This window comes from uncultured Limimaricola sp. (assembly GCF_964022235.1).
Classification (GTDB): domain Bacteria; phylum Pseudomonadota; class Alphaproteobacteria; order Rhodobacterales; family Rhodobacteraceae; genus Limimaricola.
Window position 1 is genome coordinate 13,213 of record NZ_CAXHZL010000014.1, and the last position, 23,713, is coordinate 36,925.

At 66.6% G+C, this 23,713-nt stretch carries 23 protein-coding genes; 13 read left to right on the forward strand and 10 right to left on the reverse strand.

What is annotated here, in order from left to right; translation table 11 throughout:
• Positions 1–63 precede the first annotated feature (63 nt).
• Both AADJ02_RS15680 and tpiA read left to right on the forward strand, forming a co-directional pair.
• A complete protein-coding gene (locus tag AADJ02_RS15680; protein WP_341213945.1) occupies positions 64–444 on the forward strand; it encodes an iron-sulfur cluster assembly accessory protein in 381 nt (126 codons plus the stop codon).
• Positions 445–561: 117 nt separating this feature from the next.
• Complete coding sequence (gene tpiA, locus AADJ02_RS15685) at positions 562–1,311, forward strand: triose-phosphate isomerase (protein WP_341213946.1); 750 nt, start codon at positions 562–564, stop codon at positions 1,309–1,311.
• A gap of 69 nt (positions 1,312–1,380) precedes the next feature.
• On the opposite strand, the gene AADJ02_RS15690 is transcribed toward tpiA, so the two are convergent.
• From AADJ02_RS15690 to AADJ02_RS15715, 6 genes are all read right to left on the reverse strand, one after another.
• Positions 1,381–1,791: a CBS domain-containing protein gene (locus AADJ02_RS15690; RefSeq protein ID WP_341213947.1), complete on the reverse strand. Its 411-nt coding sequence runs from the start codon at positions 1,789–1,791 to the stop codon at positions 1,381–1,383.
• A 138-nt stretch (positions 1,792–1,929) separates the two neighbouring features.
• Positions 1,930–3,357, reverse strand: coding sequence for a TRAP transporter large permease (locus AADJ02_RS15695; RefSeq protein ID WP_341213948.1), 1,428 nt, complete (start codon positions 3,355–3,357; stop codon positions 1,930–1,932).
• Positions 3,358–3,360: 3 nt separating this feature from the next.
• Complete coding sequence (locus tag AADJ02_RS15700; RefSeq protein WP_341213949.1) at positions 3,361–4,053, reverse strand: TRAP transporter small permease; 693 nt, start codon at positions 4,051–4,053, stop codon at positions 3,361–3,363.
• Between the two features lie 89 nt (positions 4,054–4,142).
• On the reverse strand, positions 4,143–5,147 hold the full coding sequence (locus AADJ02_RS15705; protein WP_341213950.1) for a DctP family TRAP transporter solute-binding subunit: 1,005 nt from the start codon (positions 5,145–5,147) through the stop codon (positions 4,143–4,145).
• Positions 5,148–5,362: 215 nt separating this feature from the next.
• Positions 5,363–6,610 carry a sigma-54 dependent transcriptional regulator gene (locus AADJ02_RS15710; RefSeq protein WP_341213951.1) on the reverse strand — a complete coding sequence of 416 codons (1,248 nt, stop codon included), beginning with the start codon at positions 6,608–6,610 and terminating at the stop codon, positions 5,363–5,365.
• Positions 6,607–8,322, reverse strand: coding sequence for an ATP-binding protein (locus AADJ02_RS15715; RefSeq protein WP_341213952.1), 1,716 nt, complete (start codon positions 8,320–8,322; stop codon positions 6,607–6,609). The genes AADJ02_RS15710 and AADJ02_RS15715 overlap by 4 nt, the downstream gene beginning before the upstream one ends.
• Positions 8,323–8,381: 59 nt before the next feature.
• Between AADJ02_RS15715 and AADJ02_RS15720 the strand changes: the two genes are divergently transcribed.
• Positions 8,382–9,548, forward strand: coding sequence for a cytochrome P450 (locus tag AADJ02_RS15720; protein WP_341213953.1), 1,167 nt, complete (start codon positions 8,382–8,384; stop codon positions 9,546–9,548).
• A 7-nt stretch (positions 9,549–9,555) separates the two neighbouring features.
• Here the strand turns inward: AADJ02_RS15720 and AADJ02_RS15725 are convergent, their stop codons facing one another.
• A complete protein-coding gene (locus tag AADJ02_RS15725; protein ID WP_341213954.1) occupies positions 9,556–10,017 on the reverse strand; it encodes an Lrp/AsnC family transcriptional regulator in 462 nt (153 codons plus the stop codon).
• Between the two features lie 141 nt (positions 10,018–10,158).
• Between AADJ02_RS15725 and AADJ02_RS15730 the strand changes: the two genes are divergently transcribed.
• The 5 genes from AADJ02_RS15730 to AADJ02_RS15750 are packed head-to-tail and all read left to right on the forward strand — an operon-like array spanning position 10,159 to position 14,216.
• Positions 10,159–10,458: a DUF2849 domain-containing protein gene (locus AADJ02_RS15730; protein ID WP_341213955.1), complete on the forward strand. Its 300-nt coding sequence runs from the start codon at positions 10,159–10,161 to the stop codon at positions 10,456–10,458.
• Between the two features lie 2 nt (positions 10,459–10,460).
• The gene (locus AADJ02_RS15735) at positions 10,461–12,143 is read left to right on the forward strand and encodes a nitrite/sulfite reductase (protein WP_341213956.1); all 1,683 of its coding nucleotides are present in this window, start codon (positions 10,461–10,463) and stop codon (positions 12,141–12,143) included.
• Positions 12,133–12,876, forward strand: coding sequence for a phosphoadenylyl-sulfate reductase (locus AADJ02_RS15740; RefSeq protein WP_341213957.1), 744 nt, complete (start codon positions 12,133–12,135; stop codon positions 12,874–12,876). The genes AADJ02_RS15735 and AADJ02_RS15740 overlap by 11 nt, the downstream gene beginning before the upstream one ends.
• A gap of 47 nt (positions 12,877–12,923) precedes the next feature.
• A complete protein-coding gene (locus AADJ02_RS15745; RefSeq protein ID WP_341213958.1) occupies positions 12,924–13,331 on the forward strand; it encodes a DUF934 domain-containing protein in 408 nt (135 codons plus the stop codon).
• A gap of 54 nt (positions 13,332–13,385) precedes the next feature.
• Positions 13,386–14,216, forward strand: a complete 831-nt coding sequence (locus AADJ02_RS15750) for a ferredoxin--NADP reductase (RefSeq protein WP_341213959.1) — start codon at positions 13,386–13,388, stop codon at positions 14,214–14,216.
• A 102-nt stretch (positions 14,217–14,318) separates the two neighbouring features.
• On the opposite strand, the gene AADJ02_RS15755 is transcribed toward AADJ02_RS15750, so the two are convergent.
• On the reverse strand, positions 14,319–14,900 hold the full coding sequence (locus AADJ02_RS15755; RefSeq protein ID WP_341213960.1) for a hypothetical protein: 582 nt from the start codon (positions 14,898–14,900) through the stop codon (positions 14,319–14,321).
• A gap of 248 nt (positions 14,901–15,148) precedes the next feature.
• Here AADJ02_RS15755 and infC point away from each other — a divergent pair, with 248 nt between their 5' ends.
• Positions 15,149–15,625, forward strand: coding sequence for a translation initiation factor IF-3 (infC, locus tag AADJ02_RS15760; protein WP_341213961.1), 477 nt, complete (start codon positions 15,149–15,151; stop codon positions 15,623–15,625).
• Between the two features lie 56 nt (positions 15,626–15,681).
• Here infC and AADJ02_RS15765 read toward each other — a convergent pair whose 3' ends face one another.
• The gene (locus AADJ02_RS15765) at positions 15,682–16,656 is read right to left on the reverse strand and encodes an XdhC family protein (RefSeq protein WP_341213962.1); all 975 of its coding nucleotides are present in this window, start codon (positions 16,654–16,656) and stop codon (positions 15,682–15,684) included.
• A gap of 96 nt (positions 16,657–16,752) precedes the next feature.
• A complete protein-coding gene (locus AADJ02_RS15770) occupies positions 16,753–18,975 on the reverse strand; it encodes an OmpA family protein (RefSeq protein WP_341213963.1) in 2,223 nt (740 codons plus the stop codon).
• Between the two features lie 247 nt (positions 18,976–19,222).
• Between AADJ02_RS15770 and AADJ02_RS15775 the strand changes: the two genes are divergently transcribed.
• The 4 genes from AADJ02_RS15775 to AADJ02_RS15790 all read left to right on the forward strand — a co-directional run bounded on the left by AADJ02_RS15775 (position 19,223) and on the right by AADJ02_RS15790 (position 23,712).
• The gene (locus AADJ02_RS15775; RefSeq protein ID WP_341213964.1) at positions 19,223–20,176 is read left to right on the forward strand and encodes a hypothetical protein; all 954 of its coding nucleotides are present in this window, start codon (positions 19,223–19,225) and stop codon (positions 20,174–20,176) included.
• 74 nt (positions 20,177–20,250) lie between these two features.
• Positions 20,251–21,303: a dihydroorotase gene (gene pyrC / locus AADJ02_RS15780; RefSeq protein WP_341213965.1), complete on the forward strand. Its 1,053-nt coding sequence runs from the start codon at positions 20,251–20,253 to the stop codon at positions 21,301–21,303.
• Between the two features lie 25 nt (positions 21,304–21,328).
• A complete protein-coding gene (locus tag AADJ02_RS15785; protein ID WP_341213966.1) occupies positions 21,329–22,003 on the forward strand; it encodes an orotate phosphoribosyltransferase in 675 nt (224 codons plus the stop codon).
• Positions 22,004–22,215: 212 nt separating this feature from the next.
• Positions 22,216–23,712, forward strand: coding sequence for a replicative DNA helicase (locus AADJ02_RS15790; RefSeq protein WP_341213967.1), 1,497 nt, complete (start codon positions 22,216–22,218; stop codon positions 23,710–23,712).
• Position 23,713: the final 1 nt, after the last annotated feature.

Here is a 23,713-nt window from a genome sequence, read left to right on the forward strand (position 1 = left end):
GCGCGCCTTGAGACGGCCCCGCCCTGCCCTTATGTTGAAGGCGAGCCCAAACAGGAGGCACGCATGTTCTCGATCCCCGGCAAGCAGGCCGTCAGCATTTCCCCCGCCGCCGCGCGCCAGATCGCCCGGCTGATGGAGAAGGGTGGCCATGCGGGGCTGCGCATCGGTCTCAAAAAGGGTGGCTGCGCGGGCATGGAATATACCATGGAGTACGTCGACGCTGCCGATTCCAACGACGAAACGGTCGAGCAGGACGGGGCGCGGGTGATGATCGCGCCGATGGCGCAGATGTTCCTGTTCGGCACCGAGATCGACTATGAGACATCGCTGCTCGAGAGCGGCTTCAAATTCCGCAATCCGAACGTCGAGGACGCCTGCGGTTGCGGCGAATCGATCAAGTTCAAGGATGTCGCGGAGCTGACCGCCGAGCGTCAGGGCAGCTGATCCGCACCTCCATCGCCTTGTGAGGGGCCGGTTCCGAAAGGGACCGGCCCCTCGGCTTTTGCCGCTGGACCTTATGGTCTACACAGGCGCAACTCTTCTCACACGAAAGGACGACACATGCGTCGCAAACTTGTCGCGGGCAATTGGAAGATGAATGGCACCAACGCCGATCTCAAGGAGATCGAGGCGCTGGGCATCGCCTGGGCGGCGCCGCGCGTCGACATCGTGGTCTGCCCCCCCGCGACGCTGGTTTCGCGCATGGCCTTCGCCCTCGGCGGCCAGCCGATCCGTGTCGGTGGTCAGGACTGCCATGCCGAGGCCAGCGGCGCGCACACCGGCGACATCTCGGCAGAGATGCTCAAGGATTCGGGCGCGCGCTTCGTCATCGTCGGCCATTCCGAGCGTCGGGCCTCTCACCACGAGACCGACGACATCGTCCGCGCCAAGGCCGAGACCGCGCATAAAGCCGGTCTCACGGCCATCGTCTGTCTGGGCGAATCCGATGCACAGCGCGAGGCAGGCGAGACGCTCGACGTCGTGGGCGCGCAGTTGGAAGGCTCGTTGCCCGAGGGCACGACCGGGGCCAACACCGTCGTCGCCTACGAGCCGATCTGGGCCATCGGCACCGGCAAGGTGCCGAGCGTCGAGCAGATTGCCGAAGTGCACGGCGCGCTGCGTGCCAAGCTGCGCGAGCGTTTTGGCGATGAGGCCGATGCGATCCGCCTGCTCTACGGCGGCTCGGTCAAGCCCGACAACGCCGCAGAAATCTTTGGCGTGGCGGATGTCGACGGCGCGCTGGTCGGTGGCGCGAGCCTGAAGTCGACCGACTTCTCGCCCATCGTCTCGGCGCTCGAATCCTCGCTCTGAGCGGATCCCGAGCCACAAAAAAGGGCCGGCGCCTCAGCACCGGCCCTTTTTTCTCCGTGATTGCCACGCTTACATCGAAACGTCGCGCACCAGCTCGGCGGTGATGTCGCTGTTGGCTTTGCGCGCGATGTCGGCCTGAGCCACCATGCCGCAGCATTTGCCTTCGCCGTCGATCACGACCGCGCGGCGCACCTGACGCTCTTCCATCTTGTCGCAGCACGCCTCCACGTCGTCCTCTGGCGACACGGTCAGCACATCGCGCGTCATGACGTCCGACACCTTCGCGTCGCCGCCGCGGCCCTCGGCCACGCCACGGCAGCAGATGTCGCGGTCGGTGACGATGCCGACCGGGGCGTTGTTCTCATCGACCACCGGCAGCGCGCCGCAGTCGTGCTCGGCCATGAGCTTGGCGCTCTCCGACAGGCTGCTGTCGCTGCGGCAGCAGGCGGGGTTGCCGGTCATGATGTCCTGAACTCGCATGTCGACCTCCATCTAATATGAGTTGCCTTCCAACGCGGCGCGGCCCGCGTCGTTCCCCCCGGAGCCCCCTGCCTGCCCTCGAACGCGAAAGGGCACCCGAACGGGTGCCCTTTGCCTTGCGCCGCCTGAGTGGCCGCATCAGTTCACTATGATTTCCGGTCCCATCGCTGCATTGGGCAGCACCGTCGAGATCCACGGCACGTAGGTGATGATGATCAGGAACACGAAGAGCACCGCGAGGAACGGCAGCGCCGCGCGCACCACCCCCATCACCGACATCCCCGCGACGCCCGAGGTCACGAAGAGGTTGAGACCGACGGGGGGCGTGATCATGCCGATCTCCATGTTCACCACCATGATGATGCCAAGGTGGATCGGATCGATGCCGAGCTGGATCGCGATCGGGAACACCAGCGGCGCCACGATGACGATGAGGCCCGAGGGCTCCATGAACTGACCGCCGATCAGCAGGATCACGTTGACCACGATCAGGAAGGTGATCGGGCCGAGGCCCGCGCTAAGAAGCGCGTTGGCGATGTGCTGCGGGATCTGCTCGTCGGTCAGCACGTGCTTGAGGATCAGCGCGTTGGCGATGATGAACATCAGCACGATGGTCAGCTTGCCGCCCTCGAACAGCGTCTTGCGCGTGTCGCGGTGCACGAAGCCCGTGATCAGCGCCCATGGCGCGCGAAACAGCGAGGTCGGCCTGCCGCCCGGCTCCTTGGCCGCCAAAGGCCCCATGTCACGGTAGACGAATGTGGCCACGAGGAAGGCATAGACGGCGGCGACGGCGGCGGCTTCGGTCGGGGTGAAGGCGCCCGGAGCCCAAGTGATCGGGAAGCCGCCATCGAAGCTGATCCACGGATGGCCATAGATGCCGCCCATGATGATCGCGATCAGGAACAGACCCCAGAAGGCATCGCGGAAGCTGGCCCAGATCTCGCCCCAGCCCTGCCAGTCCCCGGCGGGCATGTCCTTGATCCGTGCCATGACGTAGATCGTGACCATCAGCATGACACCGGCGAGGATGCCCGGGATCACGCCCGCGAGGAACATCCGGCCCACCGACACATCGGTGGCCGAGGCATAGACCACCATGACGATCGAGGGCGGGATCAGGATGCCCAGGGTGCCCGCGTTGCAGATCACGCCGGCCGCGAATTCGCGGGTGTAGCCCACCTGCCGCATCGCCGCGATGACGATGGAGCCGATGGCGACCACGGTGGCCGGGGACGAGCCCGACAGCGCCGCGAACATCATGCAGGCCAGCACGCTGGCGATGGCGAGGCCGCCCTTGAGATGACCGACGCAGGCGATGGCAAAGCGGATGATCCGCTGCGCCACGCCGCCTGTCGACATGAAGGAGGAGGCGAGGATGAAGAAGGGGATCGCCAAGAGCGAGGGGTGACCGGCCATCGACTGGTAGAGCGACTGCGCGATCGAGGCCAGCGAGGTCTCTGAGAACAGCAGCTGGAAGATGATCGACGACAGGCCGAGCGCGATGGCGATCGGTACGCCGATCAGCAACAGCCCGACGATCATCAGGAAGAGAAGTGCGACTTCCATGGTTCAGGAGATCTCCCGGTTCAGATGCGCGACGTCCGCGACGGCATCCTCGGCTTCGTGGCTGACGATCAGGCTTTCGGACTCACCGCGCCAGATGCGGACCGTGGCCTGGATCAAACGGAACAGGATCAGCGCCGCCGAAATCGGTAGGATCAGATAGGGGATCACGCGCGGCATCTTGGAGTAGCGATCGCCGTAGTTGATCCAGTCCTCGAGAAACCGCAGCCAGCCGAACATCGGGATCTGGTCGGTTTCAAAATACGAGGTGGTGCGCGCGGCGGTGTCAAAGCCGGTGGGCAGCCATTTGCCGGTGGTCTTGGGTAGGTCGGCAAAGGGGGCCCAATAGTCCCAAGCGCCCTTCAGCAGCAGCACGCCGTAGGCCAGCGCCGCCGCGCAGGCGATCAGCGCCACGATCCGGCGCGGGCGCGCGGGCAGCAGGTTGATGACGGCGTCGACGCCCAAATGCGCGGTGATCTTGAAGCCGTAGGCGATGCCGAACAGCACCAGCCAGGCGAACAGCACCAGCACGGTCTCGAGGCTCCAGATGATCGAGCTGTTGAAACCATAGCGCATGATGACGTTGGTGCAGGTCAGCAGCGTCATCGCGCCCAGCAGGAAAGCGATGGTGCCTTCCTCGAATTCCTCGACGATGCGGGCGAAACGGCCCTTGTCGGGCCTGTTGTGGACGGCGTTCATCCCCCGTGTCCCCTCGTGTTGCCGTGTTGCGGATATGCGAGGGGCCGGGCCGCACGGCGGCGGCCCGGCCCCTGCTGGTCCAGTCTAGCTTACTTGCCCGCGTTCTGGGCGGCTTCGATCATGTCGGCGCCGACCTCTTCCTCGAACTGCGACCAGACCGGCTTCATGGTCTCGACCCAGGCCGCGCGCTGCTCTTCGGTCAGCTCGCGGATCTCGCCACCGGCGTCGAGGATCGCCTGACGGGCTTCCTCATCGACCTGGGTGACGGCGGCGTTGCGCTCGGCGGTCACTTCCTTGGTGATGGTGACGAACTGCTCACGCACCGCCGGATCGAGGCTGTCGAGGAAGTCGACGGAGGCCACGACCATGTAGTCGAGCACGCCGTGGTTGGTCTCGGTGATGCCGTCCTGCACCTCGAAGAACTTCTGGCCATAGATGTTGGACCAAGTGTTCTCCTGACCGTCGACGACGCCGGTCTGCAGCGCGCCGTAAACCTCGGCGAAGGCCATCGGCTGCGGGCTGGCGCCGAGCGCTTCCATCTGAGCGACCAGCACGTCGGAGGGCTGCACGCGGAATTTCAGGCCGTTGGCATCGCCGGGCTCGAGCAGCGGCTTGTTGGCCGACATCTGCTTCATGCCGTTGTGCCAGAAGCCCAAGCCCTGCACGCCGCGGCGCTGCATCTTGTCGAGCATGGCCAGACCGTCCTCGGAGCCCTGGAAGGCATCGACGGCGGCGATGTCATCGAACAGGAACGGCAGGTCGAACAGGCGGTAGGCCTTGGTGATCGACTCGAACAGCGACAGCGACGGGGCGGCCATCTGCACGTCGCCGCGCAGCATCGCCTCGATCACCTGCTCGTCGGTGTAAAGCGTGGAGTTCGGGAAGACCTCCATGCACATCGTGCCTTCCATCTCCTCGTTGATCCGCGTCTTGAGAAGCTCGGCGGCGATGCCCTTGGGGTGCTTGTCGGTGTTGGTGACGTGGCTGAACTTCACCACGGTCTCGCCGCTGTCGCAGCCCATCGGGTCGGCCTGAGCGGCCTGTGCAGCGATGGCGAGGGCAGCGGCGGTGGCGGCGAGGGAAAGGTAATTCATGTGTCTCCTCCCAGAGGACTTGGTTTCTTATCCGGCGAGAAAACAGGCAGGCGGCTCTCTGCTCAAGCCGGAAACCGCGCAGCGGGGAGATTGGTTATTATTCCTTACCGGACAGTGGTTTGGCGTATGAAGCTCAGCAAACCCCTACCACGGCGGGCGAAAATGGGCGAAGATCCGCACAACGCCCCGCTTAAACTGTGTGGAAATCCGCACAGTCAGTCGCGCCGATAGTCCTCCGCGCGCAGCTCATGGCGGGCCAGCTTGTCGTAGAAGGTCTTGCGCGGCAGCTTCAAAGCCTCGGCGGTGCGGGTGGCGTGGCCCTCGTGGCGACGCAGCGCCTCGATCAGCAAGCTGCGTTCTACGCGGGCCAGTTGCTCGGCAAGGCCCGGCTCCTCCTCGGTTGATGCGGCAGCGTCGAGGCCCGGATCGAGCCCCATCGCCACACGCATCGCCACCGAGGTCAGGGCGCGGGCGTTGCCGGGCCAATCGCGTGCCATTAGCCGGGCCAGCAATTCCGGCTCGATCTCGGGCATAGGAAGGTTGGCCTGTTCACAGGCCTGCGCGACATAGTGGCGAAACAGGACAGGGATGTCGTCGGGCCTCTCGCGCAGTGCCGGGATGGTGACGCGCATCAGGTCGAGCCGCCAGAACAGCTCGGCGTTGAGCCGCCCCGCTTCGGCCTCCGCGCCCGGATTACGGGTGCTGCCGCCGAGCACGCGGGGCCGCGCGCCGCCGCTCTCGAGCCGGTCGAGCAGAGCGTATTGCGTGGCGGGCGGCAGCGTCGCGATCTCGTCGAGATAAAGCGTGCCGCCGCCCGCCTCCTCCATCGCCGCCGCCAATCCGGCCTCGTCGAGCCCGTCGCCGGTGCGCTTCACAAAGGGCGCGCGGGCCGAGGCCGAGAGCAGGTGGATCACCTCGGCCACCTTGGAGGTGCCGCTGCCCGGCGGGCCACAGACCAGCGCCTCGGCCGAGGCCCGCGCGATGGCGCGCACGCGCGACCGCATTGCCTCGGCCTGCGGCGAGCGGCCCACCAGCATCCGTGCCGCCGCATCGCCCGCCACCTTGGCGGCCTGAGCGCGGCGCGCGGCCAGCACCTCGGCCCGCAGGCCAAGCGCCTGCCGCACGGCGGCGACGAACTCCTTGGGTCCGCAAGGCTTTTCGAGAAAGGCATGCGCGCCCTGCTCCATCGCCCGCACCGCCATCGGGATATCGCCCTCCCCGGTCAAAAGGATCACCGGCAGCTCGGGATCGACCCCCCGCGCATGCTCGAGCAGGTGAAACCCATCGCGCCCCGGCATGCGGATGTCGGTGACGACCACGCCGTCGAACTCGGGCACGATGTGGTCCTTGGCCGCGACGTAAGAGCCCGCGAGGATCGGGTCGAGGTCACACAGCTCCAATGTCTGGCCCAGCGCCTCGCGCACCTCGCGGTCGTCGTCCACCAGCAATACCTTGGTCGTCATGCCGCCTCGCTCGCCCTCGCGCGGTCGAGTTCCACCGTGAACTCCGCGCCGCCGTCTTCGTGATTGCGGCCTCGGATCGCGCCGCCAAAGCTCTGCACGAGGCCATAGGAGATCGACAGGCCGAGGCCCATCCCTTCGGAGGCCCCGACCTCCTTGGTGGTGTAGAACGGATCGAAGATCCGGTCCGGCTCGCCAATACCCGGCCCGCTGTCGCGCACGGTGAGCCGGATGCGGTCGCCGCCCTGCGCGATGTCGAGGCCAAGGCGCTTGCCCTCGCGGCCCTCCATTGCGTCGATGGCGTTACCGACAAGGTTCAGCACCACCTGCTGCAGCCGCACCTCGCCGCCGCGCACCAGCACAGGGGCTGTGGGCGGGCTCCATGTAATCTCGACCTCGGCCTGCCGGGCGCGGGCCGCCGCCATTTCCAGCGCCGCCTCGACCACGGCGACGAGATCGACGTCGACCACCGCCTCGCTTTCCTGTCTCGCAAAGGCGCGCAGGTTGCGGATGATCCGGCCCATGCGCCGGGCGAGTTCGGAGATCCGGCCCAGGTTGCGCCCCGCGGCCTCTGGGTTGCCGCGTTCGAGGAAGGTCTCGGCGTTTTCGGCAAAGCTGCGGATCGCCATCAGGGGCTGGTTCAGCTCGTGGCTGATGCCCGCCGACATCTGACCCAGCGCCGAGAGCTTGCCCGCCTGCACCAGATCGGCCTGCGCGCGGCGCAGGCGAGCCTCCGCCGCCGCCCGCTCGGCCACCTCGCGCTGCAGGTTGGCGTTGACCGCCTGCAGCGCCACGGTGCGCCGCGCCACGCGCTCTTCGAGCCGGGCATTGGCGCGCGCCAGCGTGCGCCGCCGGATCGTGGCAAGAAACAGCAGCGCCCCGAAGGCCAGACAAAGGGCAGCGGCAGCAGAGGCCTGCAACAGCGCGATGCGCCGGGCCGGTGCCGTGTCGAGCAGCGCCTCGCCGATTAGACCGATGACCGGGAGCGGCTGCGTCAGGTGCAGGCCGCGCTCCGGCAGGTAAGGCCCGGCGCGCAGGCGCCAGATCTCGTGACCGGCGGTGAATTCGCGCGACACGAGGCCAAGATCGGAGCGGCCCACCAGTTCGGAGCGGTTCGACACGAAGACCTGATCGGCGTCGTCGGTGAAGAACAGCGCCGGGCGATCGCCGCGCCAGCTCGCCTCGATTGCCTCGACATCGGTGATCACCAGAACCGCGCCGATGACTGGGCCGTCTTGGGAAAAGATCGGCGCGGCAAAGAAGAAGACCCGCCGCCCATAGCGACGGCTCGACAGATGCGCCACGCCCAGCGCGCCGTCCATCGCCCGCTCGAACCACGGGGTCCCGGCGTCCCGACGCCGTGTCACCCGGCCCGCCGCCGCGATCTCGCGCCCCTCGCGGTCAAGCAGCACGATATCGAGCGCGCCGGTCATGTCGGCGGTCTGGCGCAGCAGCCCCTCGGCGCGGCCAGCATCCGGCCCGGCCAGACGCGGCGCGAGATAGGGATGGCGCGCGGTGAGCACCGAAAGCTGCCGATAGCGCTGCAACTCCCCGGTGAGCCGGTCCGAGGCCAGTGCCAGATCGGCGGCACCCCGACGCGACATGTCGGTCAGGGCCGCGCGATAGCCCCAGTGCTGCACGGTCAGCGCAAGCCCCGCCACCAGTGCCAGAAATCCGAGCACCCGCAGCGCTCGCCTGATCCGCGACCCGTCCATCTTCGCATCCTACCGCTTGCGCGCTTGCCAAGACCAGAGCCACGGGTCACGGTCTTGTCATGCAAGAGTTAACACAATCCCCGACCGAGGCTGCCTTCGTGCAGGACCCCTACCCGTTCTATGACCGGGCGCGGGCGGTGGGGCCGTTGTTCTACTGGACCGACTACGAAATGGTCTGCGCCACTTCGCACGAGGCGGTCTCGCTGGTGCTGCGCGATCGGCGCATGGGCCGCGAGGCCCCCGTGGAGCGCGCGATCGAGGTCCCCGACCACCTCGCCGCCTTTTATGCCTGCGAAGCGCATTCGATGCTGGAGCGCGAGCCGCCCGCTCACACCCGTCTGCGCGGTCTGGTGCTGCGCGCCTTCACTTCGCGCCGCGTCATGGCCCTCGCGCCAGAGATAGAGGCGCTGTGCCACCGGCTGATCGACGGCTTCCCACAGGGCCCCTTCGACCTGCTCGACGCCTATGCGCGGCAGGTGCCGGTGATCGTCATCGCCCGGCTCATGGGCCTGCCCGAAAGCCGCGCTGACGACCTGTTGGCCTGGTCCAACGCGATGGTCGGCATGTATCAGGCCAAGCGCACCCGCTCGATGGAGGATGCCGCCGAGATGGCGACGCAGGCGTTCTGCGATTTCCTCGCCGTCTACATCGCCGACAAGCGCCGGACGCCGGGAGACGATCTGATCTCGGAGCTGATCGCCGCCGAGGAAAAGGGCGAAAAGCTCACCACCGAAGAACTGGTCTCGACTTGTATCCTGTTGCTGAACGCGGGCCATGAGGCGACGGTGCATTCCCTTGGCAACGCGGTGAAGACGCTGCTCGAGCACGATCACCGCGAGATCGATGCGCCTTGCGTCGAGGAGTTGCTGCGGATCGATCCGCCGCTGCACATGTTCACGCGCTGGGTCTACGAGGATCTGGAGATCTTCGGGCACCGCTTCAGGCGCGGCGACCGCATCGCCTGCCTGCTCGGGGCTGCGAACCGCGACGGCGCCGTCTATGCCGAGCCGCATCGCTTCGATCCGCGCCGCAAAGGCCCGGCGCATCTGGGCTTTGGCGCGGGGATCCATTTCTGCGTCGGCGCGCCGCTGGCACGGCTCGAGATGCAGATCGCCCTCACCTCCCTGATGCAGCACTGCCCCGACCTGAAGCTGGCCGAACCGCCGCGCTACGGCGATCTCTACCATTTTCACGGGCTGGAGCGGCTGATGGTACAGGCCTTCTAGATCCGCCTCACAGCGGCAGCGCCACCGTCGACTTGATCTCCTCCATCGACAAAAGCGCCGTGACGCTCTGCACCCGCACCTCGGCGATCAACGCCTGATAGAAGGCGTCGTAGGCGCGGGCGTTGCGCACCCTGACCTTGAGAATGTAGTCGATGTCGCCCGCAAGACGGTGCGCCTCCTGTACCTCGGGACGGTCGCGCAGCGTGGCCAGAAACTTGGCCTGCCAGTCGGCCTCATGCGCGCTCGTGCGGATCAGCACGAAAAAGCAGGCCTCGAAGCCCAGCGCCTCGGCGTCGAGGATTACGGTCTGCGGCCCGATGATGCCGCGCTCGCGCATTTTGCGGATCCGGTTCCAGACCGGTGTCTTGGACGACCCCACCGATTTTGCGATGTCATCGAGAGAGCGGCCCGCGTCGCGCTGCAATTCGATCAGGATCTTCCGGTCGATCTCGTCGGGCTGGAACGACATTCGCGGCTCTCCTTCAATTCGGAACGTATGTCCCCACAACGGCCCCTGACGGAACACGCATTCCTTATCTGCCCGTGCCGGTAGCCAAAAGCAATACATCTGTCCTATATCAAGCCCGGAACACAGGACGGAGATCGCGCCATGCCCCGCAAGTTCACGCCCAAGGTCGTGACCGCCAACCGCCTTCTCGAAGGCGATGCCGTCTGGCTGACCGCCGACGGGCGCTGGACCCCGGACATGCACGAGGCCGAATTGCTTGACGAAGAGGCCCATGCCGAGCTGCGGCTTCTGATCGCGCAGTCGGATGCGGCCACCGTCGTCGGCCCCTATCTCGCCGACGCCGTGTCGGGCGAGCACGGCCCCGAGCCGACGCATTTCCGCGAAACCTTCCGTACGCGCGGGCCGTCGAACTATGCCCACGGCAAGCAAGTGGAGCTCTGAGCATGTATCACTATAATGATTTCGACCGCGCCTTCGTCCAAGAGCGCGTCAACCAGTTCCGCGGACAGGTGGAGCGCCGCATCGACGGCTCGCTCACCGAGGAGGAATTCCGTCCCCTGCGCCTGATGAACGGGCTCTATCTGCAGCTTCACGCCTACATGCTCCGCGTGGCGATCCCTTATGGCACGCTCAACTCCGATCAGATGCGCACGCTGGCGCTTCTGGCCGAGAAGTGGGATCGCGGCTACGGCCATTTCACCACGCGCCAGAACATTCAGTACAACTGGCCCGCCCTGCGCGATGTGCCCGAGATGCTGCAGGCGCTGGCCGATGTCGGCCTGCACGCGATCCAGACCTCCGGCAACACCATCCGCAATGTGACCGCCGACCACTTCGCCGGGGCCGCCGCCGATGAGATCGCCGATCCGCGCCCCGTGGCCGAGCTGCTGCGCCAGTGGTCGACCGATCACCCCGAGTTCCAGTTTCTGCCGCGCAAGTTCAAGATCGCCGTGACCGGCGCGAGCCATGACCGTGCGGTGATTCAAGCGCACGACATCGGCATCCAGATCGTCGAGAACGCCCGCGGCGAGATCGGCTACAAGCTGCTCGTCGGCGGCGGCCTTGGCCGTACCCCGATGATCGGCAAGGTGATCGAGGAGTTCGTCTCTCAAGAAGACCTGCTGCCCTATTGCGAGGCGATCGTCGCCGCCTACAACCTGCTGGGTCGGCGCGACAACAAGTACAAGGCGCGCATCAAGATCACCGTCTTCGAGAACGGCCTCGATGCCTTCCGCGACGCGGTGAACGAGCAATTCGCCCGCACCAAGCCCGCCTTTTCGGGCATCGACGTGAAGCTGTTCGAGGAGATCAAGGCGCAGTTCGCCTCGCCCGCATGGCGCAACGCGCCACTCGCGGCCTATGACGATGCCTATGCCGCCGACCCGGTGTTCCGCTCCTGGGTCGACACCAACCTCACCGCGCACCGCGCCGAAGGCTACGCCATCGTTTCGGTCTCGCTCAAGAAGCACGGCGAGACGCCGGGCGACGCCACCGCCGAGCAGATGCGCGTTCTGGCCGATCTCGCCGATCTTTACGGGCACAACGAGCTGCGCATCAGTCACGAGCAGAACGTGATCTTGCCGCATGTCCACCGCTCGGACCTGCCCAAGCTGCACGCCAAGCTGCGCGAGCACGGCCTCGCCACCGCCAATATCGGGCTGGTGTCGGACATCATCGCCTGCCCCGGCATGGACTATTGCGCACTGGCGACGGCCCGTTCGATCCCCGTGGCGCAGCAGATCGCGCTGCGTTTCGAGGAGCTCAAGCTCGAGCATGACGTGGGCCCGCTCAAGATCAAGATCTCGGGCTGCATCAACGCCTGCGGCCACCACCATGTGGGCCACATCGGCATCCTCGGTCTCGATCGCGCCGGTGTCGAGAACTACCAGGTGACGCTGGGCGGCTCGGGCGACGAGACCGCCGCCATCGGCGAGCGCGCCGGTCCCGGCTTTTCGGCCGAGGAGATCGTGCCCGCGATCGAACGGCTGGTGCTGGGCTATCTCGACCTGCGCGCTAACCCCGAGGAGAGCTTCCTCGCGGCTTACCGCCGACTCGGGGCCGAGCCCTTCAAGGCGGTGCTCTACCCCGAGCAAGAGGCGAAACGGGAGCGGGCTGATGCTGCATGAAACGCCGCATCGGATCGACGAGACCGTCCGTGATCTGAATGCCCGCTACCGCCACCACGGCGCAACGGCGGTGCTCGAAAAGGCGCTGGCCGAGCATGCGCTCGGCCGGATCGCCATGGTCAGCTCCTTCGGCGCGGAATCGGTGGTGCTCTTGCACCTCGTCTCGGTGATCGACCGCACCACCCCGGTGCTCTTCGTCGACACCGAGATGCTGTTTCCCGAGACCCTCGCCTACCAACAGGATCTGGCGCAGCGGCTGCGCTTCACCGACATGCGGACCATCAAGGCCCGGCCCGAGGCGCTGGCCGAACACGACCCGCAGAACCTGCTGCACAAGTCCGATACCGACCTGTGCTGCGCGATCCGCAAGACCGAGCCGCTGCAACGCGCGCTGGGCGGCTTCGACAGCTGGATCACCGGACGCAAGCGCTATCAGGGCAAAACCCGTGCCGCGCTCGACTTCTTCGAGAACGAGGACGACCTGCGCATCAAGATCAATCCGCTGGCCCACTGGACCAGCGCCGACCTGCAGGACTATATCGCCGAGAACCGCCTGCCCCGGCACCCGCTGGTGGCCCAAGGCTACCCGTCGATCGGCTGCGCGCCCTGCACCAGCAAGGTAGCGGCGGGCGAAGATCCCCGCGCCGGGCGCTGGCGCGACAGCGACAAGGAAGAATGCGGCATTCACTTCGTGAATGGCCGGATGGTGCGCGGCAAGACGGCCGAGGCCTGAAACCGGACCCGCAGACAGACAGGGGGCATGGCCCCGATGAGGACGACATGACCGTGATCGTGACAGACAAGGGCTTTGCCCCCGACGACTTCACCGGCAGCTTCGTGGCATTGGCCGAGGTCGACGCCAACGACACCGCCATCGAGATCGCCCCCGCCGACGACCCGCGCGAGCTGGTGGGCCGGCTGGGCGAGATCGCGGCGATCCGCGTGACCTTTCCCGCCTTCTCCGACGGGCGCGGTTTCACCCATGCGCGCGACCTGCGGTCCTTGGGCTTCACCGGTCGGCTGCGCGCCGCGGGCCACGTGATCGCGGATCAATACGCGATGGCCCGGCGTTCCGGCTTCGACGAGGTCGAGATTTCCGACGATCTGGCCCAGCGCCAGCCCGAGGACCAGTGGCGCGCCCGCGCCGACTGGACCGCCCATGATTATCAGGCGCGGCTGCGCGGCTGATCGCCGCCTTTCCCCGACGCGCCCCATACCCTATTGAGCCTCAGCGAGAGACCCATGACCGAGCAAAGCCCAGTGACCCAGACCAACGCCGCCCGCGTCGCACAATCTCCCGACGGACAGGTCGTGACCGCCGTGCGCCACTACACCGACAGCCTGTTTTCCTTCCGGATCACGCGCCCCGCGAGCCTGCGCTTCCGCTCGGGCGAATTCGTGATGATCGGCCTGATGGGCGACAACGGCAAACCTCTGATGCGCGCCTATTCCATCGCCTCGCCCAATTGGGACGAGGAGCTGGAATTCTATTCGATCAAGGTCGCCGAAGGCCCGCTGACCTCGAAGCTGCAGCACATCCAGGAAGGCGACCACGTCATCCTGCGCCCCAAGCCAGTGGGCACGCTGGTGCATGACGCGCTGGTCCCCGGCAAACGTCTGTGGCTGTTCTCGACCGGCACCGGCTTTGCGCCCTTCGCCTCGCTTCTGCGCGACCCCGAGACCTATCAGAAGTTCGAGCAGGTCATCGTCACCCACACCTGCCGCGACGTGGCCGAGCTGACCTATGGCCGCGAACTGGTCGAAAGCGTCAAGAACGACGAGATGCTGCGCGAGCTGATCGGCGAGGAGAACCTCGACAAGCTGGTCTATTACCCGACCACGACGCGCGAGCAGAGCCCGAAGATGGGCCGGATCACGCATCTGATCGAGAACGGCGAAGTCTTTTCGGATCTCGGTGTGCCCGCGCTCGACCCGGCGACCGACCGCGCCATGGTCTGTGGCAGCCTCGGCTTCAACCTCGACATCAAGGCGCTGCTGGAAGGCGCCGGGCTGCGCGAGGGCGCCAATTCCGACCCGGCCGAGTTCGTGATCGAGAAGGCCTTCGTCGGCTGACCTTTTCGGCCTCGACACAAAAACGCCGCGCGGAGCGATCCGCGCGGCGTTGTCATGCGTGGGGTATGTGGCGGCCCGGCGATCCGGGCCGAGCCCGTCTTGTTATTCGACGCCCAGTTCGGCGCGGATGTCCTCGAGCAGCGAATCGCGGATCGCGGGGTAGCGGCTTGCCCGCTCGAGCGCGGTGGCTAGCTGCTCCTTGCGGGTGACCTCGATCGCGCTGTCGGAGATCGCCTGCTGCACCGCCTCGTAATCGAAGCTTTCGGGCTGCAGCGCCTCTTCGAGGATCGCGAGACCGTCGTTGGTGCCGGCAAGCTCGGTGTCGGCGGCGGCTTCGGCCTCAGCTTCCACCTCGGTGGCCAGCGCTTCGTCGTCGAGAAGGATCACCGGCTCGGTGCCGTCGACCTCGGCCTCGGTGTCGGCTTCTTCCATGACGGGTTCGGCTTCGGCCTCTTCCACGACGGGCTCGGCCTCGGCGGGCATCGGCTCCGCGCTGACCTCTTCGACCGGCTCGGGTTCGGCCACGACTTCGGCCTCTTCGGTGGGGTCAGCCACGGTGGCTTCGGCCTGCGCGTTCACGTCGCTTGCGTCATTGGTGAGTTCGGCGTCGTCACCGCCCCAGATCGTTGTCACCACGACGACCGCGAGCACCGCGGCGACGATGATGCCGACAATTTTCATCATTGTGCTCATCCTTGCTGAAAATCCTGAACCTTTGTCGGCCCACATAGCGCCCGATATGGCAGATGCCACCACAGGTGGGAAGCGTACGGTGCCAATTGGCCTTGTTTTGCGGCTTGAAACGCACTACCGGGGCGACTAGCTTTTGGCATAGCCAATCGAACAACCGAAGGACTTGCACCATAGCCCGCAGACCCCACAATGCGCCGCCCCAGCGCGACACCGGCCCCCGCGTCAACGATCGTATTCGCGTGGCCGAAATCCGATTGATCGGACAGAACGGCGAGAACGTCGGCGTCGTCACGCCAGAGCGTGGCCTTGCCTTGGCAGAAGAGGCTGGTCTCGACCTTGTCGAGATTTCGCCCAACGCCGTGCCTCCGGTCTGCAAGATCATGGATTTCGGCAAGTTCAAGTACGAGACCCAGAAGAAAGAGGCCGAGGCGCGCAAGAACCAAAAGACCTTCGAGATCAAGGAGGTCAAGTTCCGTCCCAACACCGACACGAACGATTACGACGTGAAGATGCGGAACGTGCTGCGATTCCTCGAGACCGGCGACAAGGTCAAGGTCACGCTGCGCTTCCGGGGTCGCGAAATGGCGCACCAAGAGCTGGGCCGCGAGCTGCTCGAGCGGGTTGCGGGCGACGTGTCCGAGATCGGCAAGGTCGAGAACATGCCCAAGATGGAAGGCCGCCAGATGGTCATGATGATCGGGCCGGTCCAGAAATAAGCCGATCGACACCACGTCGATCCGAAAGGCCGCCCCCTCGGGCGGCCTTTTGTCTGTCAGCCTCCCGGGGTTGGACGCCGCAACGCCGCGACGATTCCCGCGAGGATCGACACCGCGATTTCGGCCGGGCCACGCGCCCCGATATCGAGCCCCACGGGCGCGTCGAGCCGCTCCAACCCCGGCACCCCTGCCCCCATGAGACGCTCGACCCGTTTGGCATGGGTGCGGGTGGAGCCGAGACAGCCGATGTAGAAGGCCTCCGACCCCAGCGCCGCGCGCAGTGCTGGATCGTCGATCTTGGCGTCGTGCGTCAGCGTGACCACGGCCGTCCGCGCATCGAGCGCCAACGCCTCGAGCGCCGTGTCCGGCCAATCCCCCACCAGCCGCTCGCCCGGAAACCGGGCCTGAGCGGCAAAGGCATCTCTGGGGTCGACGATCACCACGTCGAACCCCGCGATCCGGGCCATGGGCACCAGCGCCTGTGCGATATGCACCGCCCCCACCACCACAAGCCGCAGAGGCGGATTGTGCAGGCCGACAAAGCGCCCGTCAGGATCGACGCCCGACCGATCCGTCGCAAATCGCGCATCATGTGCCTCTGGCCCCTCGAGCACGCGCCCCTCGCCCTCGAGATCGGCCACCAGCGCCACCGGCCGCCGCGCCGCGCGCGCTGCCACCAGATCCGCGAGCAGCGCCGTGCTCAGCGCCCCGCCCACCGGGTCGACCAGCACCCGAATGCGGCCGCCGCAGCCCAGACCGACCGCAAAGGCATCCTCGTCGGCCACGCCGTAGTCGAGCAGGCGCGAGCGCCCGTCCGCGATCGCGGCCATGGCCTCGGTGACCACCGCACCCTCGACGCAGCCGCCAGAGACGGAGCCCTGCATCGCACCCTCGCGGTCCACCACCAATTGGCTGCCAGCGGCGCGGGGTGCCGACCCCCAGGTTTCGATCACGGTGGCTATCGCGGCGCCGCGCCCGGCCTGGTGCCAGTCGAGAGCAGTGGCGGGGATGTCGGAGAAGCTGTCTGTCATGGCGCCAAGCTAAGCCCCGGCGAGACTGCGGCAAGATGCAAAGCGAACGGGCCGCCCCGAAGGGCGGCCCGTTGCATTGTCACATGGCAGATCAGCTTATTGTGCCGAAGCGACCTGCTGCAGCAACGGCGTGATCCGACGGACCGAAGCACGACGGTTGGCCTGCTCGTCGGTCTCGGTCTGCACCTTGAGGAACCGCTCACCATAGCCCTGAACCACGAGGTTCTCGGGCGGGATGTTGAAGTTTTCGGTCAGGGCCAGAGCCACCGTTTCGGCACGCCGATCCGACAGCGCCAAGTTGAAGGCGTCGTTGCCGACGGCATCGGTGTGGCCTTCGATCAAGAACACCTCGCGCGGGTTCTCGGCCAGACGGTCTTCGATCGTCAGGCCGAGGTCCACGAGGGTCGCGGCCTGTTCGGGACGCAACGCTGCCGACCCCGAAGCAAAGGTCAGCGTGTCGAGATCGATGGCCGGGACGAGGGCTCGAACCGCCTCGATCTCGCGCACCTGACGCAGGCTGTAGCTGCGGCCGGTGTCGACCGCCTGCTCGGCGCGCAGGGCTTCAAGCAGCGCTGCGCGGTCCGATTCGGCCGCCGACAGGGTGATCGGCGCCGGTTCCAGCTCGCGCAGGCTGCGCACGTCGACCGGGTCGGACTGGGCAAGATCGTCGAACAGCTCGACCTCGGTGCCATCGGCAAAGATCCGGCTGCGGCGCAGGACCTGGCCTTGCGCGTTGCGGATCGTCACCACTTGGGTGCCGTCCTCACGCGTCAGCGTAGAGCGGGACGAGCCGTCCGAGAAGGTTTCGGTGCGCAGATCGGCGCCCGGCTGGCGCAGCAGGGCATCGTCATCGCGGTAGATTTCGAGACCGTTGTCGCCTTCGACCACGACGCGGTCACCAGTATTGGCGACGACTTCGCGGTTGTTGTTGAGCAGCGAGCCCACGGCCACGGCGCCAATGCCCAAAAGCAGCGCTTTTTGGAAGTTGGACAGCCCATCGTCGTCATCGCTTTTCGCCGCGGCACCCGCCTCGGCGCTCACGGCAGCGGCGAACTCTTCGTCGCTCTGGCGCGAGTTGCTTTCGTCGATCTCGGTCTCGACGACCGTGGCTTCCCCCGCATCGGCGCTGGCGGCGGCGGCGATCTCCTGTTGCGGCTCTTCGGCAGTGGGATCGACCTCTTCCTGCTCGTCATCGGCGCGACGCTCGGCACGGCGTTCCGCCCGCTCAGCGCGACGCGCGGCCCGCTCTTCTTCGGTCAGGAGCGGTTCTGCGTCCTGCCCTTCAGCGACGGCGTCGTCGCCGGCCTCAGAAGCGGCTTCGGCTTCGGCTGCCGCTTCGAGTTCCGCCTGCATCTCGGCGGCACGAGCGGCTTTGAGAGCTTCTTCGTCTGCCGCGTCCTGATCGGCGGCGTTGGCTTCGACAGGAGCTTCGGCCTCGGCAGTTGCAGCCGCTTCGGCAGGGGCTTCAGCTTCAGCTGACGCAGCAGCTTCGGCTTGAGCCGCGGCTTCGAGCTCCGCTTGCATTTCGGCTTCGCGAGCAGCTTTGTCAGCCGCGTCCTGTTTCGCGGCTTCCGCATCTGCGGCCGCTTGTGCTTCGGCCGCGGCGGTGGCGTCGAGGGCCGCCTGCTTCTCGGCCTCAAGAGCGGCCTCGTCCGCGGCCTCCTGCTCTGCGGCTTCGGCTTCGGCGGCTTCGGCAGCGGCTTGGGCCTCGGCTTCGGCTTGAGCTTCGGCTGCAGCCGAAGCTTCGAGCTCGGCCTGCAGTTCGGCTTCGCGGGCGTCTTTGTCCGCAGCCTCTTGCGCGGCCGTCTCGGCAGCGGCAGCAGCAGCGGCCTCAGCGTCGGCCTGCGCCTGAAGTTCGGCCTCGGCGAGTGCGGCTTCGTTCGAAGTGGCCTCGACCTCAGCTTCCATTTCAGCGGCTTCGGCTGTAGCTTCGACTTCAGCGTCGGCCGCATCACTCTTCGCTGCCGCCTTGGCGGCCTCGCTTTCGGCCTTGCGCGCCTCTTTCAACGCCTCGCGGACGTCCTTTTCCGAGCCGTCGCGCAGCAGCTCGATCGACAGGCCGTATTCGGCCAGCAGTGCGGGATCGAGACGGTCTTCGGCGGCCAGAGCCTGCAGCGCCTCGACCGGCAGATCGAGCAGCGGCGTGCCTTCCTGCGGCTCTTGCGCACAAGGGGGCGTCGCCCCGTCAAGACAGATGAACGGACCGGCGGCGTCGGACCCGCCCGACGCACCCTGCGCTTGGGCAATCGCGCTTCCGTAGGGCAGCATCAGCGACAGGCTGGCCACAAGGGCCGTGCTGGTTCGATAGGTACGCTTCATTCGATTCTCCTCTCGGGCCGGTCTCCGCATGCCGCGGCGATGGCGTCGGCAATGCAACGCTCCCGGCACTGCCCCCAGTTCCATCGCCCCCCATGGCTATGCAATAACAGTGCATCGACATTGGGCAACAGACGGCCTGATACGACGGAAAATGAGCACCCGCCTTGCCAACTTCCGCCGTAATCGCGCAGGATTTTTACGAGCCATGGGACAGCGCGTCACGCGTCCCCCAGCAACGGAGCGCCAGATGACCGAAACCATGCCCGTTCTGGACACAGATCTGAGCGGCCTCACCGTACAAGATTGGCACGAGGGTCTCGACCGGATTGGGGATGAACACGGGTATTACGAGCGGCTGGGGCCGGAGCATGCGGCGCTGTTCATCGATGCCGGGCCGCGACTGCTGGTCACCTTCGAGACCCGCGATGCGATTCGCCGTACACCGCGTGCCCTACCGCGCGGCTTTGACGCGGTGGCGCGCAGCGGTTGGTCGCTGCTGGCGCTGATCTCGGACGGAGATGGCCTGTTTCGTGCACCGCGGGTCTGGGGCTATGTCGATCGCCTCGTCGACGAAGGATTCTTCGAGGATTTCGAGCGCGTCCTGTTTTATGGCCACCACGCGGGCGGCTATGCCGCTGCCGCCTATTCGGTCGCGGCCCCCGGTGCGCGGGTGCTGGCACTGCGTCCCCTTGCGACGCTCGACCCCGAGATCGCGGGCTGGGACCGGCGCCACCTCGGCTCGCGTCGGCTCGATTTCACGAGCCGCTATGGCTATGCGCCCGACATGGTCGACGCCGCCTCGCATGTGACGATCCTGCACGATCCCCACCATGCCGCCGACGCGATCCACGCAGCGCTGTTCCGGCGCTCCAACGTCACCTCGCTGCGCGCTGCCCATGCGGGCACGCGGCTTGAGCAGATCCTCGATCAGGCCGGGGCAATCGCGCCGCTTCTGGATCTGGCGATGGAGGATCGGCTCGACCGCACCGCCTTTGCCCGGCTCTGGCGTGCCCGTCGCAACAATGCGGCCTACCTGCGCGGCCTGATGCGACAGCTCGAATCGGCGAACCGGCCCGAGCAGCTGGCCCGGTTGTGCCGTCACGGGCTCACCACCCCCGAGGCGCAGCAGTTCGCGCGCAAGCTCGAGGCATTGTCAGCACCGGCGCGGCCCGCCTCTGCCGCCATTTCGCGCGTCGGCTGATCCACCCGTGACCCGAGGGGCGCAAAGGCCGTGACCTATGGTCAGGCCCGGCGGGCCGGTGTAAGGCAGCGGCCATGAAAGACGCACGCCAAGACCGGATCACGATCCGACGCCCCGACGACTGGCACCTGCATCTGCGCGACGGCGCGATGCTCGAGGCCGTGGCCCCCGAGAGCGCCCGCCATTTCGGCCGCGCCATCGTCATGCCCAACCTCGTGCCACCCGTGGTCACCGCCCAGCAGGCCGAAGCCTACCGCGAGCGCATCCGCGCCGCCCTGCCCGAAGGCTCGGGCTTCACGCCGCTGATGACGCTCTATCTCACCGAAGACACCGACCCCGAGGAGGTGCGCCGCGCCCATGCGGACGGCATCGCCACGGCGGTAAAGCTCTACCCGGCGGGGGCCACAACCAATTCCGCCTCCGGCGTGCGCGATTTCGACCGCGTACGGCCCGTGCTCGAAACCATGGCCGAAATCGGCATGCCGCTGTGCGTGCATGGCGAGGTCACCGACGGCAGCGTCGACATCTTCGACCGCGAGGCGGTGTTCATCGACAAGGTGCTCAAGCCGATCCGCCGCAAGACGCCGGATCTGCGCATCGTGATGGAGCATGTGACGACGGCCGATGCCGTCGACTACGTGCGCGACAGCCCCCGCAACCTCGCGGCGACGATCACCACGCACCACCTGATCATCAACCGCAACCACATCCTCGCGGGCGGCATCAAGCCGCATTTCTACTGCCTGCCGGTGGCCAAGCGCGAACGCCACCGCGTGGCGCTGGTGCAGGCGGCGGTCTCGGGTGATCCGCGCTTCTTCCTTGGTACCGACAGCGCACCGCACACGGACCCGGCCAAGCTGCAGCCCTGCGGCTGCGCGGGCATCTTCACCGCACCCAACACCATGTCCTGCCTTGCCGAGGTGTTCGAGGCCGCGGGCCGGCTGAGCCATCTCGAGGCCTTCACCTCGCTCAACGGGCCGCGCTTTTACAAGCTGCCGGCGAACGAGGAGACCATCACCTTGGTGAAGGGCGCGCCCGTTAGCTATCCTGCGCGGATCGAGACCGGCGACGGCCCCGTCACCGTGTTCGACCCCGGCTTTGCGCTGCATTGGCGCGTCGAAGACTGACCCTGACACAGACGAAGAGTTCGAGATGATCCCCACCGGCTACCCCCCGAAGGACGAGATCGCGCGGCTGACCGCGCGAATGCTGCTGGAAATCGGCGCGGTGAAGTTCAACGCGACCGAGCCCTTCACCCATGCCTCCGGCAAGCAGGCGCCCACCTACGTCGATTGCCGCATGCTGATCTCTTTTCCGCGCATCCGCGCCACGGTGATGGACTTTCTGGCTGTCCAGATCATGCGCGAGGCGGGCTTCGAGGCCTTCGACAACATCGCCGGCGGCGAGACGGCCGGCATTCCCTTCGGCGCGATGATCGCCGAGCGGCTGGCCCTGCCGATGACCTATGTGCGCAAGAAGCCGAAAGGCTATGGCCGCAACGCCCGGATCGAGGGCGTGATGAAAGAGGGTCAGCGCGCGCTTCTGGTCGAGGATCTGACCACCGATGGCGGCTCGAAGCTAAGCTTCGTCGAGGCGATCCGCGACACCGGGGCCAGCTGCGACTGGACCGCCGTGATCTTCTACTACGGCATCTTCGAAGGCGTGACCGAAGCGCTGGCCGAAAAGGGCATCGGCCTCATTCACCTGTGCACCTGGTGGGACGTTCTGGCCGAAGCGCGCACCTCCGAGGCCTTCGACACGGCCACTCTCGACGAGGTCGAGCGCTACCTTCGAAATCCCGCGGGCTGGGCCGCCGCGCGTGGCTGAGAGGTGACGGTCGGCCAGCAATGGCCGACCACCCCTCCCCTTACGTCAACCAGATGTTGACCCGAGGGTCGCCTCCGGGCCAAGATGTGGCAGGACGCGACCTCTCCACAGGTTATCCACAACCTTATACAAGTTGCGTCCCCGTCCCGTCGCCGTCTATCAGCGACGATACGCGCCGCGGGCACGGCGCGCGGGGCCATGGGGTAGATGCAATGAACGAGATCACGACATTCCGTCCGGGCGCGCTCGAAGAGGCGAAACCGGACCAGATGCCGCATTCGATCGAGGCCGAGCAGCAGCTTCTGGGCGCGATCCTTACCAACAACGACGTGTTCGACCGGATCGCGATGATCGTGTCGAAGGATCATTTCTATGACCCGGTCCATTCGCGCATCTTCGACGTGGCCGCCCAGCGTATCGCCAAGAACGCGCTGGCCTCGCCTGTTACGCTCAAGACCTTTCTCGAAGACGACGAGGGTCTGAAGGAGCTGGGCGGACCCGCCTATCTCGCGCGTCTCGCCGGGGCCGCGATCTCGGGCTTTGCCGCGCGCGATTACGCGCAGATGATCTATGATCTGGCGATCCGACGCGAGCTGATCATGCTGGGCCGCGACATCGCCGACCGTGCCGCCAAGGTCGAGGTTTCGTCCGAGCCCAAGGAACAGATCGTCGAGGCCGAGCAGAAGCTCTACAAGCTGGCCGAGCAGGGCAGCTCCGAAAGCGGTTTCCAGTCGTTCCTGCGCGCCGTGACCGACGCGGTGAAGGTCGCCAATGCCGCCTACCAGCGCGACGGCGGCCTTGCAGGCGTGTCGACCGGTCTCGTCGATCTCGACAAGAAGCTCGGCGGCCTGCACCGCTCGGACCTTCTGATCCTCGCGGGGCGCCCTTCGATGGGCAAGACATCGCTCGCCACCAACATCGCGTTCAACATCGCCAAGGCCTACAAGCGCGGCACCACGCCCGATGGCAGCGAGGGCGCGATCAACGGCGGCGTCGTGGGCTTTTACAGCCTCGAGATGTCGGCCGAGCAGCTTGCCGCCCGTATCCTATCCGAGGCCTCCGAAGTGCCCTCCGAGCAGATCCGTCGCGGCGACATGACCGAGACCGAATTCCGCCGCTTCGTCGATGCCGCGAAACAGCTCGAAAGCTGCCCGCTCTACATCGACGACACCCCCGCCCTGCCGATCTCCCAGCTTGCCGCCCGCGCGCGCCGGCTCAAGCGGACGCATGGGCTCGACGCGCTCTTCGTGGACTATCTGCAGCTGGTGAAGGGCACCGGCAAGGGCGAGAACCGCGTCAACGAGGTGTCGGAGATCACCCAAGGCCTCAAGGCCATCGCCAAGGAGCTCGACGTGCCGGTGGTGGCGCTGTCGCAGCTCTCGCGTCAGGTCGAAAACCGCGAGGACAAGCGTCCGCAGCTCTCGGACCTGCGCGAATCCGGCTCGATCGAGCAGGACGCCGACGTGGTGATGTTCGTGTTCCGTGAGGAATACTACAAGGAGCGCGAGAAGCCGGGCGACCACGAGATGGACAAGATGGCGGTCTGGCAGGACGAGATGGAGCGTCTGCACGGCAAGGCCGAGGTCATCATCGGCAAGCAGCGTCACGGCCCCATCGGCTCGGTCGATCTGAGCTTCGAGGGCCGCTTCACCCGCTTTGGCAACCTCATCAAACCCTGGCAGGACGGCAACGCCCCGCGCGAGTTCTGAG